General features: G+C 67.1%; 17 protein-coding genes and 1 tRNA gene. 8 read left to right on the forward strand and 10 right to left on the reverse strand.

Annotated features, from left to right (window positions below):
• Positions 1-50: 50 nt before the first annotated feature.
• The 4 genes from F4X11_25855 to F4X11_25870 all read right to left on the reverse strand — a co-directional run bounded on the left by F4X11_25855 (position 51) and on the right by F4X11_25870 (position 2,533).
• Positions 51-908: an alpha/beta hydrolase gene (locus F4X11_25855; protein MYN68402.1), complete on the reverse strand. Its 858-nt coding sequence runs from the start codon at positions 906-908 to the stop codon at positions 51-53.
• A gap of 267 nt (positions 909-1,175) precedes the next feature.
• The gene (locus tag F4X11_25860) at positions 1,176-1,463 is read right to left on the reverse strand and encodes a hypothetical protein (protein MYN68403.1); all 288 of its coding nucleotides are present in this window, start codon (positions 1,461-1,463) and stop codon (positions 1,176-1,178) included.
• Positions 1,450-1,995, reverse strand: coding sequence for a hypothetical protein (locus F4X11_25865; protein MYN68404.1), 546 nt, complete (start codon positions 1,993-1,995; stop codon positions 1,450-1,452). Before F4X11_25865 ends, F4X11_25860 begins: the two co-directional genes overlap by 14 nt.
• Before the next feature lie 10 nt (positions 1,996-2,005).
• Positions 2,006-2,533 (reverse strand): hypothetical protein, encoded by a 528-nt coding sequence (locus F4X11_25870; GenBank protein ID MYN68405.1) that lies wholly within the window; start codon positions 2,531-2,533, stop codon positions 2,006-2,008.
• Between the two features lie 624 nt (positions 2,534-3,157).
• Between F4X11_25870 and F4X11_25875 the strand changes: the two genes are divergently transcribed.
• From F4X11_25875 to F4X11_25885, 3 genes are read left to right on the forward strand one after another with little or no spacing between them, the layout of a single operon-like run.
• Positions 3,158-4,993 carry a carbamoyltransferase gene (locus F4X11_25875; GenBank protein ID MYN68406.1) on the forward strand — a complete coding sequence of 612 codons (1,836 nt, stop codon included), beginning with the start codon at positions 3,158-3,160 and terminating at the stop codon, positions 4,991-4,993.
• 5 nt (positions 4,994-4,998) lie between these two features.
• A complete protein-coding gene (locus F4X11_25880) occupies positions 4,999-5,415 on the forward strand; it encodes a hypothetical protein (GenBank protein ID MYN68407.1) in 417 nt (138 codons plus the stop codon).
• A gap of 30 nt (positions 5,416-5,445) precedes the next feature.
• Positions 5,446-5,667: a hypothetical protein gene (locus F4X11_25885; GenBank protein MYN68408.1), complete on the forward strand. Its 222-nt coding sequence runs from the start codon at positions 5,446-5,448 to the stop codon at positions 5,665-5,667.
• Positions 5,668-5,677: 10 nt separating this feature from the next.
• On the opposite strand, the gene F4X11_25890 is transcribed toward F4X11_25885, so the two are convergent.
• Positions 5,678-6,907: an SGNH/GDSL hydrolase family protein gene (locus tag F4X11_25890; protein MYN68409.1), complete on the reverse strand. Its 1,230-nt coding sequence runs from the start codon at positions 6,905-6,907 to the stop codon at positions 5,678-5,680.
• Between the two features lie 68 nt (positions 6,908-6,975).
• Between F4X11_25890 and F4X11_25895 the strand changes: the two genes are divergently transcribed.
• The 3 genes from F4X11_25895 (at position 6,976) to F4X11_25905 (ending at position 8,164) form a co-directional block, all read left to right on the forward strand.
• A complete protein-coding gene (locus tag F4X11_25895) occupies positions 6,976-7,218 on the forward strand; it encodes a plasmid stabilization protein (protein ID MYN68410.1) in 243 nt (80 codons plus the stop codon).
• A gap of 10 nt (positions 7,219-7,228) precedes the next feature.
• Entirely contained in the window at positions 7,229-7,654 is a 426-nt protein-coding gene (locus tag F4X11_25900) for a type II toxin-antitoxin system VapC family toxin (protein MYN68411.1), read from the forward strand.
• A gap of 210 nt (positions 7,655-7,864) precedes the next feature.
• Entirely contained in the window at positions 7,865-8,164 is a 300-nt protein-coding gene (locus tag F4X11_25905) for a hypothetical protein (GenBank protein MYN68412.1), read from the forward strand.
• Between the two features lie 78 nt (positions 8,165-8,242).
• Here the strand turns inward: F4X11_25905 and F4X11_25910 are convergent, their stop codons facing one another.
• The 3 genes from F4X11_25910 to F4X11_25920 are packed head-to-tail and all read right to left on the reverse strand — an operon-like array spanning position 8,243 to position 9,697.
• Complete coding sequence (locus F4X11_25910; protein MYN68413.1) at positions 8,243-8,698, reverse strand: hypothetical protein; 456 nt, start codon at positions 8,696-8,698, stop codon at positions 8,243-8,245.
• Between the two features lie 2 nt (positions 8,699-8,700).
• On the reverse strand, positions 8,701-9,216 hold the full coding sequence (locus F4X11_25915; protein ID MYN68414.1) for a hypothetical protein: 516 nt from the start codon (positions 9,214-9,216) through the stop codon (positions 8,701-8,703).
• Between the two features lie 10 nt (positions 9,217-9,226).
• Positions 9,227-9,697 carry a hypothetical protein gene (locus F4X11_25920; GenBank protein MYN68415.1) on the reverse strand — a complete coding sequence of 157 codons (471 nt, stop codon included), beginning with the start codon at positions 9,695-9,697 and terminating at the stop codon, positions 9,227-9,229.
• Between the two features lie 468 nt (positions 9,698-10,165).
• Here F4X11_25920 and F4X11_25925 point away from each other — a divergent pair, with 468 nt between their 5' ends.
• Together F4X11_25925 and F4X11_25930 are read left to right on the forward strand one after the other, a co-directional pair.
• Entirely contained in the window at positions 10,166-11,755 is a 1,590-nt protein-coding gene (locus F4X11_25925; GenBank protein MYN68416.1) for a hypothetical protein, read from the forward strand.
• Between the two features lie 234 nt (positions 11,756-11,989).
• A tRNA-Lys gene (locus F4X11_25930) sits at positions 11,990-12,065 on the forward strand.
• 466 nt (positions 12,066-12,531) lie between these two features.
• Here the strand turns inward: F4X11_25930 and F4X11_25935 are convergent.
• Together F4X11_25935 and F4X11_25940 are read right to left on the reverse strand one after the other, a co-directional pair.
• Entirely contained in the window at positions 12,532-13,773 is a 1,242-nt protein-coding gene (locus F4X11_25935; protein ID MYN68417.1) for an ISL3 family transposase, read from the reverse strand.
• Positions 13,774-14,069: 296 nt separating this feature from the next.
• Positions 14,070-14,822, reverse strand: coding sequence for a class I SAM-dependent methyltransferase (locus tag F4X11_25940; protein MYN68418.1), 753 nt, complete (start codon positions 14,820-14,822; stop codon positions 14,070-14,072).
• Positions 14,823-14,902 lie beyond the last annotated feature (80 nt).

Below are 14,902 nucleotides of genomic sequence, written 5' to 3' on the forward strand. Positions count from 1 at the left end.
TGACCTTGCGTCGCAGAACTTCGCTGCACTGCGTTCTGCGGCGCAAGCTCCTAGGCTGGCCGATACGACCGCAGGAAGCTGCGAACGTGGCGCACCGCCAGCGGAATCTTCTCCGGGGTGTCTTTCCAGGGGTACATGCTCAGCTGTCCGTTTGGCGCCAGCATCGCGCTCTCGATCGCGGCATCGTACGAATGTCCCGGGGTATCGTCCGGCAGGACGAGAACCGGCGTCTGACACTGCCTCACGAAGTCCCGCGTCACCGTGAACACGAAGTCAGGGTCAGTGCGGAACAGTCGGTTCAGGAATTGGTCGGCCATTTGCGTCGTGATGTCGGGGTCCCGCTCGACCACTTCGGCACCCCACGAGTTGCTCTGACTCTCATACATGGCGTTCGGCAACTCCGGGCGGAACCCGACCGGCTGCGCCGGCACGGCCGCGACCACGCGATCCGGCGCCCGCTTGATGAGGTTCCAGATGAAGGGTCCCGCAATGCAGAAACCGAGCACCATGAACCTGTCGATCCCCAGGTGATCCATCAGGCCGAGTTGGTCGTCGGTGTAGGCATCCCACGGACGGTCGACCTCGAGCGGGCCAGTGGACTGCCCGGCTGCGTGGCGCAAGTCCGCGTAGATACAGCGGAACTCTCCGCTGAACGCCTCGATCGTGTTGAAGGGATTGCGGCGCCGGATGCCCTCGATCGTCGAGCCGTTCAGCCCCCCGCCCGAGATGAGCAACAGCGGGAAGCCCGACCCTGTCTCCTCATAGCGGATGCGGACATTCCCCCTCTCGTAGAAGCGTCCGCCATCGTCATTGCCGCCCTGCCGCGCGAACAGCGCCCCCGGCGTAGCGGCCATTGCCGCCGCCGCGGCGCCAGTCTTCAGCAGCTTGCGTCTGATCGGGTCCACCATATCCTCCTCTTCTCGGCCGTGTTTCGCCTTGATGACACAACGATCGTCATCGGGACCGGCTGAATCCATGACTATAGCGCAACCGAGGTGTTGCCGAGCACGAGAGGCTGATCATTTCTGCACAGGTATCCATGGTCTCATTGACGACGTGAGGATCGCGGTGGTTCCGGCGGGTCGTTACGGTGTGGTCGTTGGCGGTTGCGCTCCTGCTGGCTGAGTCGGCCTCGCGTGGCTGAGTCGGACTCGCGCCTGCGATAGCTCCGGCCTTCAAGGAGCAAGATCTCCGGCGAGCGCCACGGCCGCGCCGTCGGCGCCTTCGCCCGCTTCACGACTCACCCAGATGCCGATCTGCGCTTCGACGTTCTCGACCCCGCCGACGTAGCCGGTCGACCGCGTCGTCGGAGGATCGACGTACCACGCGTCGAAGTCGCTCCGCGGCTGCAGGTCGAAACTGAACGGGTCCGACGCCGCCTTGTACTGCCGGCTCGACACCTTGTCGAAGTCGTCCGTCAGCAGCTCCCGCAACCGCCCGTAGACGCGCTCAATCGTCGTCATCAGCCCTCCTGTGTTCGACGCCATAGCGCCGATCATCGTCTTCAAGGTAGTGCTTCAGGCAATGGAGGGCACCGGCGAGATCCTTGGCCTCCTCCCTGTCACTGAAGGCCGCCAGCTTGAGCAGGACATGAAGCGGCAGTGGGGCCACTGGCACCGTCGGCCCACCTTCGATCGCAATGGAAACGGCATTGGGCACGACGTGGCCGAAGCCCGCCATGTTCAAGACAACACCGTCTTCGAGTTCCAACCCATCTCGCGCGATCGCTTCGTTGATCGGAAGGATGTCCGCCCAACCCCCGTTGCGGTGGTCCAGGCGATGCGGTCGGCGTGTGCGCGTGAACCCGTAGTCGGCAAGTCCGTCCTTCAGCAGATCGAAATCCGCGAGCCCCTCCACGACGACGGCCACGTCCACATCGTTGGTCTTGCGGAGCGGCTGAACCTCCAGGAGGAATCCGGGAACAAGCGCGCCTACGATTCCAAACGGGATCCCCAACTCCCGCAGTCCGCGTTCAAGGTCGACGACGACCGGCATCAAGTTGGGATCAACGCGCGGCATCGTCGAGAACCCGTGGCAAGAACAGTTCGGCTGCCTCGAGCGCCTGCCCGGTGCCTCGGTAGCGCAGTTCGGCATACGCCAGCAGGTCCGGAGCGACGGGAAGGTCGTCGTCGGTTTCACCGGCTATCGCCAGGGGGCCGGGTGGCTCGATGACCAGCAGGTTTCCGCCACGTCCAGCAGGCTGGGCGACGAGCGCCTTCTGGGCTTCGCGGTCCTCAAGCGCACGGACAGGCGCATAGATCTCCGTCTCCTCCGCGCGAAAGTAGGGCTTGCGTCGCTCGGCCGCGTCGGCACCTGTCAGCGCCCAGGGCTGGCCACACTCGGCGAGCACTCTCCGCAGCCGCGGCCAGATCTCCTGTTTCTCTTTGCCCCGCACTTGGAACCGGCGCTCCTTCAGCTTGGGACGTAGCCCTTCGATGTAGGCCTGCACCCACAAGGCAACCAGCCCCTGCCGATCTTCCACTCTCCGACCCTTCCCCTTTTGCAAGAGCCCGCGCGCATCCAGGTCACTCATGCACCCGGCAACGGTGCCGAGGGCCACGTCCGCCTGGTCCGCCAGAGCGAGCCGGCCGCCCCTTCAGACCGTACCGGGTTTCCTGAAGGACCGCATGTTCGTGGACGCTCCCCGCCCTTCGACTGAACCGGTCGTCAGCCACGTGCTGCGCGCGCATGCGGCGGACATCGAGACGGGAGCCGTCGTGGTGGTGAGCCCGGACGGCTACCGGGTTCGACGGCTCCCCCTTCTCCCGCCTGCTTGAAATTCCCTGCCGGAGCGCGAAACGACCCCACCGGACCACTCGACCGCGCGGCGGACCGGAGCGATATACTCTGGGTCATGTGCTGGAGCCGATGCGGTGGCGACGTCCCGTGTCAGGGAGCACCTCGGCGCTCCGGGCGTATCGCCGCCGGCGAGGGAACGGGCGGCCTGCGCTGCAGAAAGTTGGCACCGAGAGTTAGCAGCCGCCGCAAGCTGTTCTAGAAACAGGGGTTACGCGTCCGGTTTTCGGCCTCCGGAGCCGAAGGCCACAGGTTCGAATCCTGTCGGGCGCGCCACTTTCCAGGCCCTTTCCCGCAAGGAAAGTGTCGTATCAGGCGCGATGCCGTCCCGGTCGCCGCGCCGCCGACTGAACGATACGGCATGACCACGATCCTGGGCATCTCTGCCTTCTACCACGACTCGGCGGCGGCACTGGTGGTCGACGGAGACATCGTGGCCGCGGCACAGGAAGAGCGATTCACCCGCCGGAAGCACGACCACGGGTTCCCCGTCCATGCGATTCGCTATTGTCTCGACGAGGCGGGGATTGCCCCGGAGGCGCTCGACTACGTCGGCTTCTACGACAAGCCGTTCCTGAAGCTCGAGCGGCTGCTCGAGACGTACCTCTCCTTCGCCCCGCGCGGGTTCCGGTCGTTCCTGCGGTTCGTGCCGCTGTGGACGAAGCAGAAGCTGCACCTGCCCCGCGAGATCGCGCGCGGGCTGCCAGGCTACCGGCGCCAGATCGTCTTCACCGAGCACCACGAGTCGCACGCGGCCAGCGCATTCTTTCCGTCACCGTACGACGAGGCAGCCATTCTGACGCTGGACGGGGTCGGCGAGTGGGCGACGACCGCCTATGGCGTCGGCTGCGGCAACCGCATCGAGCTGACCCACGAGATCCGCTTTCCCCACTCGCTCGGCCTGTTGTACTCCGCCTTTACCTACTTCACCGGCTTCAAGGTCAACTCCGGGGAGTACAAGCTGATGGGGCTGGCGCCCTACGGCGAGCCGAAATACGTCGACCGCATCCGCGACCACCTGATCGATCTCAAGCCGGACGGGTCGTTCCGCCTCGACATGTCGTACTTCGACTACTGCCAGGGCCTGCGCATGACGTCGCGCAGGTTCGACGCGCTCTTCGACGGGCCGCCGCGGCGGCCGGAGGCGCCGATCACCGAGCGGGAGATGGACATCGCCGCGTCGATTCAGGCGGTCACCGAGGAGGCGATGCTGCGGGCGGCGCGCCACGTGCACGCCGAGACGGGGATGCGCAACCTGTGCCTCGCCGGCGGGGTTGCGCTGAACTGCGTCGGCAACGGCCGCGTGCTGCGCGAAGGACCGTTCGACAACGTCTGGATCCAACCGGCGGCGGGGGATGCGGGCGGCGCCCTGGGGGTGGCGCTGTTCATCTGGCACCAGCTTCTCGACCACCCGCGGGGGGCGCGGACGCCGGATGCCCAGCACGGCTCGCTGCTCGGCCCGTGCGCGACGGACGACGACATCCGGACCTTGCTGGACGGCGCCGGGGCGGTGTACGAGGAGTACGCGGACGATGCGTCCCTGTGCGACGCGGTGGCCGACCTGCTGGCGCGCGAGCAGGTGGTGGGGTGGTTTCAGGGACGCATGGAGTTCGGCCCGCGCGCCCTCGGCTCGCGCAGCATCCTCGCCGACGCCCGCAGCCGCGACATGCAGTCGGTGATGAACCGCAAGATCAAGTTCCGCGAGTCGTTCCGCCCGTTCGCGCCGTCGGTGCTCCGCGAGCGCGTCGCCGACTTCTTCGAGATGCGGCCGCGGCAAGACAGCCCGTACATGCTGCTGGTGGCCCCGGTGCGCGAGTCTCGCCGGACGCCGCTCGACGAGGGTGGGAACGGCCTGCGCGGGCTCGACAAGTTGAAGGCGGCGCGGTCCGACGTCCCGGCGGTCACCCACGTCGACTATACCGCGCGGGTCCAGACCGTGGACGCCGAGCGGCACGGGCGCTACGCGGCGCTGCTGCGGGCCTTCGAGGCGAAGACCCGCTGCCCGGTCCTGATCAACACGAGCTTCAACGTGCGGGGCGAGCCGATCGTGTGCGCGCCCGAGCATGCCTACCGCTGCTTCCTGGCGACGAACATGGACGCGCTGGTCCTGGAGCGCTTCCTGCTTCGCAGGCAGGTGCAACCGAACGCCGCAACGGTCGACGCAGACGCCTATCTGCGCGAGTTCGCCCTCGACTGAGCGCAATGGCCCTGCTGGAGATCAATCGGCATCCGTCGGCCGGGGAGCTGCGCTGGTTCGGCGTGCTGCTGGCGGCGTTCGTCGCGCTTGCCGGCGGTCTCGTGTACTGGCGGCTGGAAGCCCCGGCGGCCGCGCGGATGGTCTGGGCGGGGGGCGCCGCGCTGGCCGCCATCTATGCCGCGGCGCCGCCATTGCGCCACTGGATCCGGCTCGGCTGGCTCTACGCGGCGTTCCCCATCGGGTGGACGCTGTCGCACCTGGTGCTGGCCGCGACGTATTATCTGCTGTTGACGCCGATCGGTCTGTTACTGCGCCTCGTCCACGGCGACCCGCTGGACCGCGCGCCGAACCGATCCGCGGCCAGCTACTGGACCGCGCGCCGGCAGGTGCGCGACGTGCGGCGCTATTTCCGGCAGTTCTAGGGTCGGAACGGACGACACGGGATTCGAGACATGGCAGACCGACCATCGCAGGTAGCCGGGAACGAACGCCGCGGAGACTTCGAGGTGGAGGCCGAGGCGGCGCGTCCCGGTCTGCTCGCCGAGCTGTGGGAGTTCATGGCCACCAACAAGAAGTGGTGGCTGACGCCGATCGTCCTCGTGCTGCTGCTGGTCGGCGCGTTGATACTGGTGTCGGGTAGCGCGGCGGCCCCGTTCGTGTACACGCTGTTTTGAGGCTATTCATCTACGGTGCGGGCGAGGCAGCGTCCGCAGAGAAACGAGTGTTCAACTCCCGCAGCAGATCCGAACCGGCCGCTGCCTCCGAGCACACCTCGTGTCCCAGTGCGTTCCAATGCTCGTCGAGCGGCAGCCAGTCGAATTGCGTTCGGTGCAGCCGGTAGTGCGCAGCGAACGCCGGCTCCAGGTCGATGGTCTCGTATCCCCTGCGGACAACGTTCTCGATGAAGTAGCGCCGCATGGCATCCACGTAGCCCACGTCTTCGCGGTAGACTCCCTTCTCCGACTCCGGGACATCGCTTCCGTAAACGCGAGGACGGATGCCGTCCACGATGAACATGATCCGTTCCGGCTCCAGGCCGGACGCCGCGGGCAGCATGTCGAGAAACGTGTCAACGGCTCGCTTCGAGTCGACGACCCACGTCGCACGATCCGCCTCCGGGACGCGTGCATCCGGGTCTTCGCCGATAAACAACCGATAAGTCCGTTCCCTCGCCATGCCCAAGTTGATCGCCACGTATCTCGCCAACGCCGATCCTCTGACCAGCCTGTAGCGCGGGCGGAACTCGAGATCGCTTCGCTCTAGCGCGAGCCGGCCGCCGCCGCGTTCCACGAACTGGTGCTTGCCCCTCTGGAGCCCGTACTTGGCAAGGCTCTGATCATAGTCGTTGTCGATGATGACAATCGCAAGGCCAGCCGGTCTGATGAACGTGTCCCGAACGAACCGGGCATACGCCAGGTACTGGCTCAAGGGTGCTCCGGACACACCGAAGGAATAGACACGAGCCGTGCCGTTCAGGCGCGCGGCGAGCCGGCCGTGGCAGGTGTGCTCGAACGGCACCCGGAACGCCTCGACGAAACTGTCCCCAATGACTGCGAGAAGGGCACCGGTCCCGTCGGGGTCGTAATCCTGATCATTGACGAAACCGAAGTTGTTGACCTTGACCTCGTTGACGGCAGAGAAGTTCCACCCCGCCGACCACACGAACTCCCGGTTCGGCCGATAACGGAAGATCGGATTCGCGTCGTTGACCGACAACGCTTGGGGGCTCTCGTTAACCGGCAGTACCCGCGCCACGATCTCTAAACAGACGAGTGCGAGGAGCGCACCGAACAGGAGAGCCAGTACGCGAAACGTCCGCGGGCGGCGAACGGCGGGGCTCGTGCTCATCGTCCGAACCGTATGCACAGTATACAACACGGGTAGGCCCGATACAGCTCCGTCGGCGGACTGCATGCACCCGTTGCGTACTGCTTGCAACGCAAGCATACCTGCGCTATGCTTCCGCACGGAGGGCATGGTGGATGGCGAGCATCACGATTCGCAATCTCGACGACGACGTCAAGACGCGGCTGCGCGTGCGGGCGGCGGACAACGGCCGCTCCATGGAAGAGGAAGCGCGTGTCATCCTGCGCGATGTCGTCGGTCGCAAGCCGAGCTCCCGGCATCTGACGACCATCATCCGCTCGCACTTCGGCCCGGCCAACGGCGTGGACCTGGAGCTGCCGCCGCGCGTGCCCGGGCGCGAGCCGCCGTCCTTCGACTGAGGCCGCGGCCATGACGGTGCTACTGGACACGAACGTCGTGTCCGAACTGATGCGCAAGGCGCCTGACCCGGCCGTCGCGGTGTGGGCAGCCGGCCACCGCCTGGAGAACCTGTTCTTCTCCGCGGTCGGCGAAGCGGAATTGCGCCATGGGGCCGCCATCTTGCCGGCCGGCCAGCGCCGGGAGACGCTGGTCTCGGACATCGAGAGGATGCTGGGTGAGGCTTTCGAGGATCGAGTGCTGCCGTTCGACAGCGGCGCGGCGCGCGCCTACGCGGATATCGCCGCCAGGCGCCGTTCCACGCGCCGCCACGTCGCACCCGCCGACTGCCAGATTGCGGCAATCGCCCGTTCCCGCCGCATGGCGGTTGCGACCCGCAATGTTCGGGACTTCGAGGACGCCGGCATCGAGGTCGTCGATCCCTGGGCGGCGGCATGATCGACTTCAGCCACCTACTCGCTCTCGCCGGTGGCCCGTTCGCGCAGCGTGGTCCAGAGCGCGGAGGGACGTGCTGGACCACTCTGACACGCGGATGACGGAGCGCTATACTCTTGCCATGTGCCGGAGGCGATGGGCTTGGCGACGTCGGGCGCGCCAGACCCCGCGCAGGCGACAAACGCCGGAACGTGCGGACGGGAGGAAATGACCATGACGTGGCAGAGAGCCGGCCTCGCAGCCGCTGTGGTGTTCGGGGTGACCTTGGTGGAGACCGCGCCTCACGTCGCCACCATGGTCATCGCCTGCATCGCCTTCTACGTGATCTCCAGGACCCTGGCCGGCCGGGCCGTGCTGGCGGAGGGCACGCCCATCACTTGGCAGAACGGCGCGCCCGTCGCCGCAATCCTGCTTCTGCTCGTGTTGGTGGAGACTTGGCCTCACGCCGCCACGCTGGCGATGGGCATCGCCGTCATGCGGGCGGTCTGCGCGCGCCTGGATTCCCAGGCCTGACCGTCCCGTCCGGTCGGGCATCGCAAAACGACCGCCCACACGCGAGGCGGGAAACCCGGACCGCGGCGGCACCCGGCGCTAGTCCTGCGGAGCGGCCTCCTGCTGCTGCAGGCACAGGCTGACGATCTGGTCGCTCCCGAACACGTCGAAGGACAGCTCCCGGTCGCCCACACGGACGGTCAGACTCGCGGCGTTGCGCAGCATCCGGAACATGAAATCGCGCCCGGAACCGCTGGCGATGGCAAGGAAGTACCCCCCGGCCTGCCAGCGGACCGCGACGTTGCGTTGCCCGCCGGGAACACCGCGCATCGTGACCCCTCGAATCGACGCGACCGGCTGGGCGAACTGGAGGGCCGCGCCGGTGCCCCGTGTCAGACACTGCAGGAAGATTGCGTCGCCCGCCGGGGTGAAGAGCCGAAACTCCTTCCCGCCCTCGACATCCGTCTCGACCCACGCCGCCTGTCCGGCGGCCGGAACGGCGCCGAGCGTCGCAAGCAAGCCGAACAGCGCCAAGACCGCAATCGTGCTCTTCATCGTCATTGAGGATCCCTGTTCCCGAACGTGACGAGCGCCGGCTGCTCGTTGCTGCGGCTCATGCCCGCCGTCCTGTCCTCCATCTGCTCCACGCACTGCTCGACAATCGTGGCGCTGCCGAACACCGCGAACGACGCCGCCTCGCCGGAGGCCCGCACGTAGATGCTGGACGCGCTGCGCAGCATCGCCAGCGTGAAGTCGAGACTCCGGCCTCCCGCGACCTGCACCGTATAGGGATTGACGGGCTCGACCACGATGTTCTCCCGCGCGCCCGGGATGCCGCGCACCATCGCCCGTTGCGTCGGCTCGATGGGCTCGACGAACTCGAATCCGGCGCCCATCCCCTGTAGGCGGCACGCAAGGATGATCACTGCGCCCTCGTCGTTGGGGAGCTGAAACTCCTTGCCGCCGCCCTCGAGGTCGCGCACCTGCCACCGATCCTGCTGTCCGACGGCCGGCACCGCGCCGGCCGTCGCGAGAACGCCGAACACCGCCAGCGCCGCTATAGCTGGCCTCATCGTCCTCTCCTCAGAATTGCCGCCGCGGATCCCCGATCAGGGCCTCCTGCAGCTGGATGCACTCCCTGACGGTCGACTCGCTCCCGAAGATCTCGAAGGCGAGGTTCTGGCCAGCCGCGCGCACCGAGAGTCTGGTGGCCGATTGCAGCAAATCCAGCATGAAGTCGCGCCCACGAGCGCCCGTGACCTGCAGCAACTGCTCCGCTACCTGCGTCACCTGGACGTTCTCCTGCCCCCCGGGCGTACCCCGCACGGTGGCCCGATCCGCCGACTCGATCGGCTCGGGAAACTGGAACGCGACGGCCTGCCCGTTGACCAGGCACAGCATCACGATCGCGGACCCGTCGTCGTTGTTGAGCTGGAACTGCTTGCCGCCGCCCTGAACGTCCATCGAGGCCCATTGCGCCTGCGCGGCGGCCGGTGACGCGCCGAACGCCACGGACAGGCCAAGCACGGCGATCGCGACTACTGTCGTCTTCATGCGTCCCCCCTTCTCGGGTCAGGCAGGCAGTGCCTCCTCTGCGACTCTACCGGAAATCGGCAGTGCTTGGCGACAGATTTCCGGCGACCCGGCGACAGAGCGCCCGCAGGAGTGCGAGGGCGCCGTGGAGGACGCCGCGCGACCCGCCGCCCAGAACCCCAGCGGTGCCGCCGTGGACCATGATCGAGATCTCTCCACGTTCGGTGTGGGCCGCTGGCTCAACTGGAAGAGCAGCACATTCTCAACCAGTTTCGGCGACCCCGAAACCTCAGAAAACCCCGTCTTTGTTGGCAGAACCGTTCACGCGGCGGCGAGATCCGGACCGACCCGTCGAAGAGGCATAGGAGCTATCGTGCCCGCCTGGCGTGATACGATGGCCGCTTTCCGTGTGGAATCGCGCGTCGCCACCGCGGTAGGTCAGGGTCGACCGGCCTATGCGCGTCGGGGCGACAATCGGGAGAGAGACCAATGCGAACTGTCACCTTCGTCGTCGTGTGCGTCGCCTTGACCGTGGCCGTGGCTGTCCCGGACGGTGCCGCGCAATCGACTTCCGGTGCCGCCCTGCCGTCAGATCTCGGGGTCATCGACTTTCCGACCTCCGGCTCCCCCGATGCTCAGGTCCATTTTCTCCGCGGCGCGGCGATGCTCCATAGCTTCGGCCTCGAGGATGCGGCTCTGGAGTTCCGTCAGGCCCAGGCCCTGGCTCCGGACTTCGCCATGGCCTACTGGGGCGAGGCGATGAGTTACAACCACCCCCTCCAACGCTTCCAGGAGTGGGACCTGCCGCGGCAGGCGCTCGAGCGGCTGGGGCCGAACCGCGAGGCCCGGTTGGCCAAGGCCCCGACCGAGCGCGAGAAGGGATTCGTCCGCGCCGTGGATGCCCTGTTCTTCGGCACAGGCGAGGAAACCGATCGCCGCGTCGCGTACGCGGACGAGATGGAGCGGCTTGCCGCCGCCCACCCCGACGATCACGAGGTGCAAGCGTTCTACGCGCTGGCGCTGTTGGCCACCTCGAGCGACTATGGCTACGAGCCGTATCGCACGAACGTGAAGGCGGGCGCCATCGCGCTGCGGGTGTTCGACGACAACCCGGATCATCCGGGCGCCGCGCACTACATCATTCACGCCTTCGACGATCCGATTCACGCGGCTATCGCGCTGCCGGCGGCCACGCGCTTCGCCGCAATCGCGCCCGGTGTCGTGCACGCGCTGCACATGCCGTCGCACATCTTCATCCAGCTCGGGATGTGGGACGACGTCTCGTCGTCGAACGCCGCCTCGTACGCGGCGGCGCTCGAGATGTTCGAGCGGCAAGACACCTACGAATCGGAAACGCAGCGGTACTTCAATGCCAGGAATCTGACGCATGCGCTCGACTGGGGCCAGTATGGCGACCTGCAGCGCGGTGACTACGCCAAGGCGTGGCAAGCGGTCGAGAACGGGGAGATGGTCATCGCCAATACCCAGGCGCCGATTGCCTTGCAGCGGGCAGCCATCACCCGGCCGCGGTACGTGATCGAGACCGAGCAGTGGCAGGTCATCGAGGTGTCGCCACATGCCGCGGCGGGGGGACACCTGGCGAACGGCATCAGCGCCGTGCGGACCGGCGACCTGGCGGCGGGCGCCGCGGCGGCCTCGGCGCTGGCCGCGCTGGACGGTGCCGTCGCGGCAATCGCGCATCACGAGGTCACGGCGCTCCTGCACGCCGCGCGGGGCGACGCGGACGCCGCGGCGGCCTCGATGGACAAGGCAATCGAGCTGGCCGAGTCGCGGGGCGCGCCGCGCGGGGCGCCGACCCCGCTCAAGCCGGCGCACGAGCTGTATGGCGAGATCCTGCTCGAGCTGGGTCGGCCTGCTGAAGCCGTCGAACAGTTCAAGCGCTCGCTGCGGCGCACGCCGAACCGTTCGCTCTCGCTCCGCGGGCTCGCCCGCGCCGCCGTGGCCGCTGGCGATGCGGACACCGCGCGCGCGCAGTACGCGCAGCTCGTGGCTCAGTGGCGCGGGGCGGAGGACGCGCCGACCGTCGCGGAAGCGCGGCAGTTCCCGAGGGACCACTGAAGGGCGACGGTCGGCCCTTCCCCGGGTCAGTGGCCGGGCCGATCCCGGTTTCGCGCGGAGCGTGGTCCATTGACACGGGCCGACCGCGGCAGCCAACCCGGAGGCTTCCGACACGCGTGCTAGGATCTATCGAGGCTTCGCGATGCTTGCAAGGAATACCCAGCACGTTTGGCCGGCAGCCTCGGCTGGCAGAGCTTCGACGGAGTCTCGTAACGTATTGATTCCAAACGGTGTGGGCCGCTAGCTCAACTGGTAGAGCAGCAGACTCTTAATCTGCGGGTTCGGGGTTCGAGTCCCTGGCGGCTCACCACTTTCCTAGGAAATTTGCGACTTTCGCCCTCCGGGGGCGGACGGTTGACACCCTAACTGACACCCTAACTCCGCGAAAACGGCCCTGGAATCCGGCGTGCAAGAAATGACCGGCTACTGGGGAAGAATGCACGAGCGCGCGCGAAGAACGGCCTAACGGCGCAGAATCTCGTCCATTTCGCCGCCCGCCGCGCTGCGGGGCGGGCACGTCATGAGCGTACGTGTTCGGCCATCGGCACAGGTTCGTAGTTCCACCGCTCGACCGCAACGTTGACGTGCCGGCGTGTCGGCTCGGTCCCCTCGTGCAGGTGACGTGGACGTTGACCGCGCCCACCGGTACCGCGGTGAGCGGCTCGTGGCTGAGTGCCAGCGTCGGCTCGGCCTCGTACAGCGCCTCGGCGAGCGCGCGCAGGTCGACTCTGTGCCCGTCCGCAACGTACTCGAAGCCGCCCTCAGTTGATGACGCTTCAGGATTTCGTGTGGGCAGCCAGCGCGTCTGGGTAGAGGTCGAGTCCTCCCAGATGGAAGTAGATGGCGTTGCGGAACCGCTCTCGGTTGCGGTACCCGCAGGCCAGCCGCTTGATCCACTGGATCTTCGCGTTGGTCGCCTCTGAGCGGGCGTTGGTGACGTTCGTCAGGACCGCGTCGATCACCCCGTCCCAATGCCGCTTGATCATCCGGGCGACCTTCTTCACCGGCTCCAGCCGACTGCGAATCGCCCATCCGTACCAGCGTTTCCACATCCGCTCGGCCCAGCCCCGCGACCGGTAGTTCCACAGCTGCATCGCCGATTCCTTGATCGCCCACGCACGGGCCACCCGCAATGTGCTCGTCCGAAGCGGTGTGAACTCACGTTGTTGCCGCCGCGTCATGTTCCCGCGGCGCGTCAACCACAGGTAGCGCGTCTTCACCAGCCGGTCGTCCCCTTGTTGCCGCAGCTCCCGGTTCTCCGACCGCCGGACCTGGTCGACCGCCGCGCCCAGGTGCTGCGCCACGTGGAACTTGTCGAACGCGATCAGCGCCTCGGTGTGCTCCTGCACCGACCCGATGTAGGCCTGCCACATGTCCATCGCCACCATCGTGATCAGCGCGCAGCCCTCCTCGCCCACCGCCTCGAAGTACCCGTCGATGGCCGCACGGTTCCGACCGTCGGCCACATACAGCACGCGCGGCTCCGACGCCGTCAGGTCATTGACCACGGTCACGTACTCGTGCCGCCGCTGGAACGACGTCTCGTCAACCCCGACCACCGGCGACGCGGCCACCGCGCGCCGCGACAGCCCCCGTCGCACGGCCCGTTCCTGGATCCCCGACACCTGGTCCCAGCTCAACCGGCACTGCCGGGCCACCGCCTCGAAGCTCGCTACCGCCAGCCAGTCGATCACCATCGCCTCGAACAGTGCCGTGAAACGCGCCCGCGCATCCGCCCACGGCACCCGCACTTGTTGGACCCCGTGCTCGGCGCAGCGCACCCGAGGCACCTCGGCCCACACCAGCGTCCGGTACTGCATCGTGTCCAGGTGCCGCCACGTCCGCCGACGCCGGTCGTACCCCGGACACGCCGCACCGCAGGCCGGGCAGACCAGCGTCTCGCCCACGAACTCCACGCCCACTTCAACGTCGCCTTGCTCGAGGGCCAGTCGCACGTCGCACACCTGCCACGGACGCTCGATGCCCAGCAGCCTTTCGTAGAGGGTCGTCTCGGTCATCCGGCCAGTGTACCCAGTGGCCGGACGAAGCCGTCCGGCCATAACCAGCTCTGAGCCGGCGCGAGCGGCGAGTCACCTGAAAGGCCGAAGCGCAAGCGGAGGAGGCGCGAAGCGACTTGACTCGACGGGAGCAGAGGCTACCCCGCCGACTCATCTACCCACACGATTCCCCGAAGACCCCAGTTGATCACCTTGAGATCGGCGTATGGTCGTCGTCCGCTACTTTGAAACGACAGTCGCGCGTCCGATATCCGGCGCGCTACGATGTCGGTTGCTGATCCCCGATCGTCGGCGAGTCATGTCCGCGTCGCGCAGAAAGCCGTGAGCGGTGCCTGGACCATGAAGTCGTCCCAGAACGGATCCGTTCGCTCGACGGGATCCAGCATCGCGTCGACCCACCGAAAGTCCTTGAAGCCCGCGTCGCGCATGGCGGCCTCGTAAGTGGCAGACTGCAGGTAGTAGTTGTCGAACTCGAACGTCCGGCCGTCGTGGTTCGTGATTCGGTACCGGATGGCGTCGCCCTCGCGCGACGGATGCCTCGCACATGTCCGTTCCAGTCCGTACTTGGTGAGCGGCACATCTTCGGGTCTGGGTGGTCTGCGAACATTGTCGTTGAAGCCGACGAACCGGCCGCCGGGCCGTAGCGCATCGAAGCAGGCGCGGCCGAAGCGCTCCAATTGGTCCGCGGTGCGCGCGTAGTTCAGCAGATAAATGGCCGTGACCACGTCGACCGGCGCGGCCGGGCTGAAACCCGCGGCATCTGCGCACACATATCGGCAGCCGAGTGGCTCAGCCCGCTCCTGGGCCTCGGCCAGAGCGACCATGGCCGGCGAGATGTCAACGCCGGTTACGTCGACGGCGCCGGCCCGCTTCAACTGGCGGGCGTAGACTCCCTCGCCGCACGCCATGTCCAGCACCGTCTGATCGTGCAGGTCTCCCAGCAACTCCATTACGGTGTACCGCTCGACGAAGTGCCGGAACAGCAGCCACTTCGAGTCGCGGTAGCTCTCAGAGATAGCGTCGTAGACCTGCGAACTCACGTGGGCCATGATACGCGAAGGAACGCCGCTTAGTTAGTGTCGGCCAGAAAACCCCCGTGTCAAGCGGAGATCCGCGCCATTTCGTGACC

It is taken from the genome of Acidobacteriota bacterium, assembly GCA_009861545.1.
Lineage (GTDB): Bacteria > Acidobacteriota > Vicinamibacteria > Vicinamibacterales > UBA8438 > WTFV01.

Excerpts from the sequence above, each read along its gene's own strand:
- F4X11_25855 (MYN68402.1), bottom strand. The coding sequence starts at position 908 with ATGGTGGACCCGATCAGACGCAAGCTGCTGAAGACTGGCGCCGCGGCG.
- F4X11_25860 (MYN68403.1), bottom strand. The coding sequence starts at position 1,463 with ATGACGACGATTGAGCGCGTCTACGGGCGGTTGCGGGAGCTGCTGACG.
- F4X11_25865 (MYN68404.1), bottom strand. The coding sequence starts at position 1,995 with ATGCCGGTCGTCGTCGACCTTGAACGCGGACTGCGGGAGTTGGGGATC.
- F4X11_25870 (MYN68405.1), bottom strand. The coding sequence starts at position 2,533 with ATGAGTGACCTGGATGCGCGCGGGCTCTTGCAAAAGGGGAAGGGTCGG.
- F4X11_25875 (MYN68406.1), top strand. The coding sequence starts at position 3,158 with ATGACCACGATCCTGGGCATCTCTGCCTTCTACCACGACTCGGCGGCG.
- F4X11_25880 (MYN68407.1), top strand. The coding sequence starts at position 4,999 with ATGGCCCTGCTGGAGATCAATCGGCATCCGTCGGCCGGGGAGCTGCGC.
- F4X11_25885 (MYN68408.1), top strand. The coding sequence starts at position 5,446 with ATGGCAGACCGACCATCGCAGGTAGCCGGGAACGAACGCCGCGGAGAC.
- F4X11_25890 (MYN68409.1), bottom strand. The coding sequence starts at position 6,907 with ATGCAGTCCGCCGACGGAGCTGTATCGGGCCTACCCGTGTTGTATACT.
- F4X11_25895 (MYN68410.1), top strand. The coding sequence starts at position 6,976 with ATGGCGAGCATCACGATTCGCAATCTCGACGACGACGTCAAGACGCGG.
- F4X11_25900 (MYN68411.1), top strand. The coding sequence starts at position 7,229 with ATGACGGTGCTACTGGACACGAACGTCGTGTCCGAACTGATGCGCAAG.
- F4X11_25905 (MYN68412.1), top strand. The coding sequence starts at position 7,865 with ATGACGTGGCAGAGAGCCGGCCTCGCAGCCGCTGTGGTGTTCGGGGTG.
- F4X11_25910 (MYN68413.1), bottom strand. The coding sequence starts at position 8,698 with ATGAAGAGCACGATTGCGGTCTTGGCGCTGTTCGGCTTGCTTGCGACG.
- F4X11_25915 (MYN68414.1), bottom strand. The coding sequence starts at position 9,216 with ATGAGGCCAGCTATAGCGGCGCTGGCGGTGTTCGGCGTTCTCGCGACG.
- F4X11_25920 (MYN68415.1), bottom strand. The coding sequence starts at position 9,697 with ATGAAGACGACAGTAGTCGCGATCGCCGTGCTTGGCCTGTCCGTGGCG.
- F4X11_25925 (MYN68416.1), top strand. The coding sequence starts at position 10,166 with ATGCGAACTGTCACCTTCGTCGTCGTGTGCGTCGCCTTGACCGTGGCC.
- F4X11_25935 (MYN68417.1), bottom strand. The coding sequence starts at position 13,773 with ATGACCGAGACGACCCTCTACGAAAGGCTGCTGGGCATCGAGCGTCCG.
- F4X11_25940 (MYN68418.1), bottom strand. The coding sequence starts at position 14,822 with ATGGCCCACGTGAGTTCGCAGGTCTACGACGCTATCTCTGAGAGCTAC.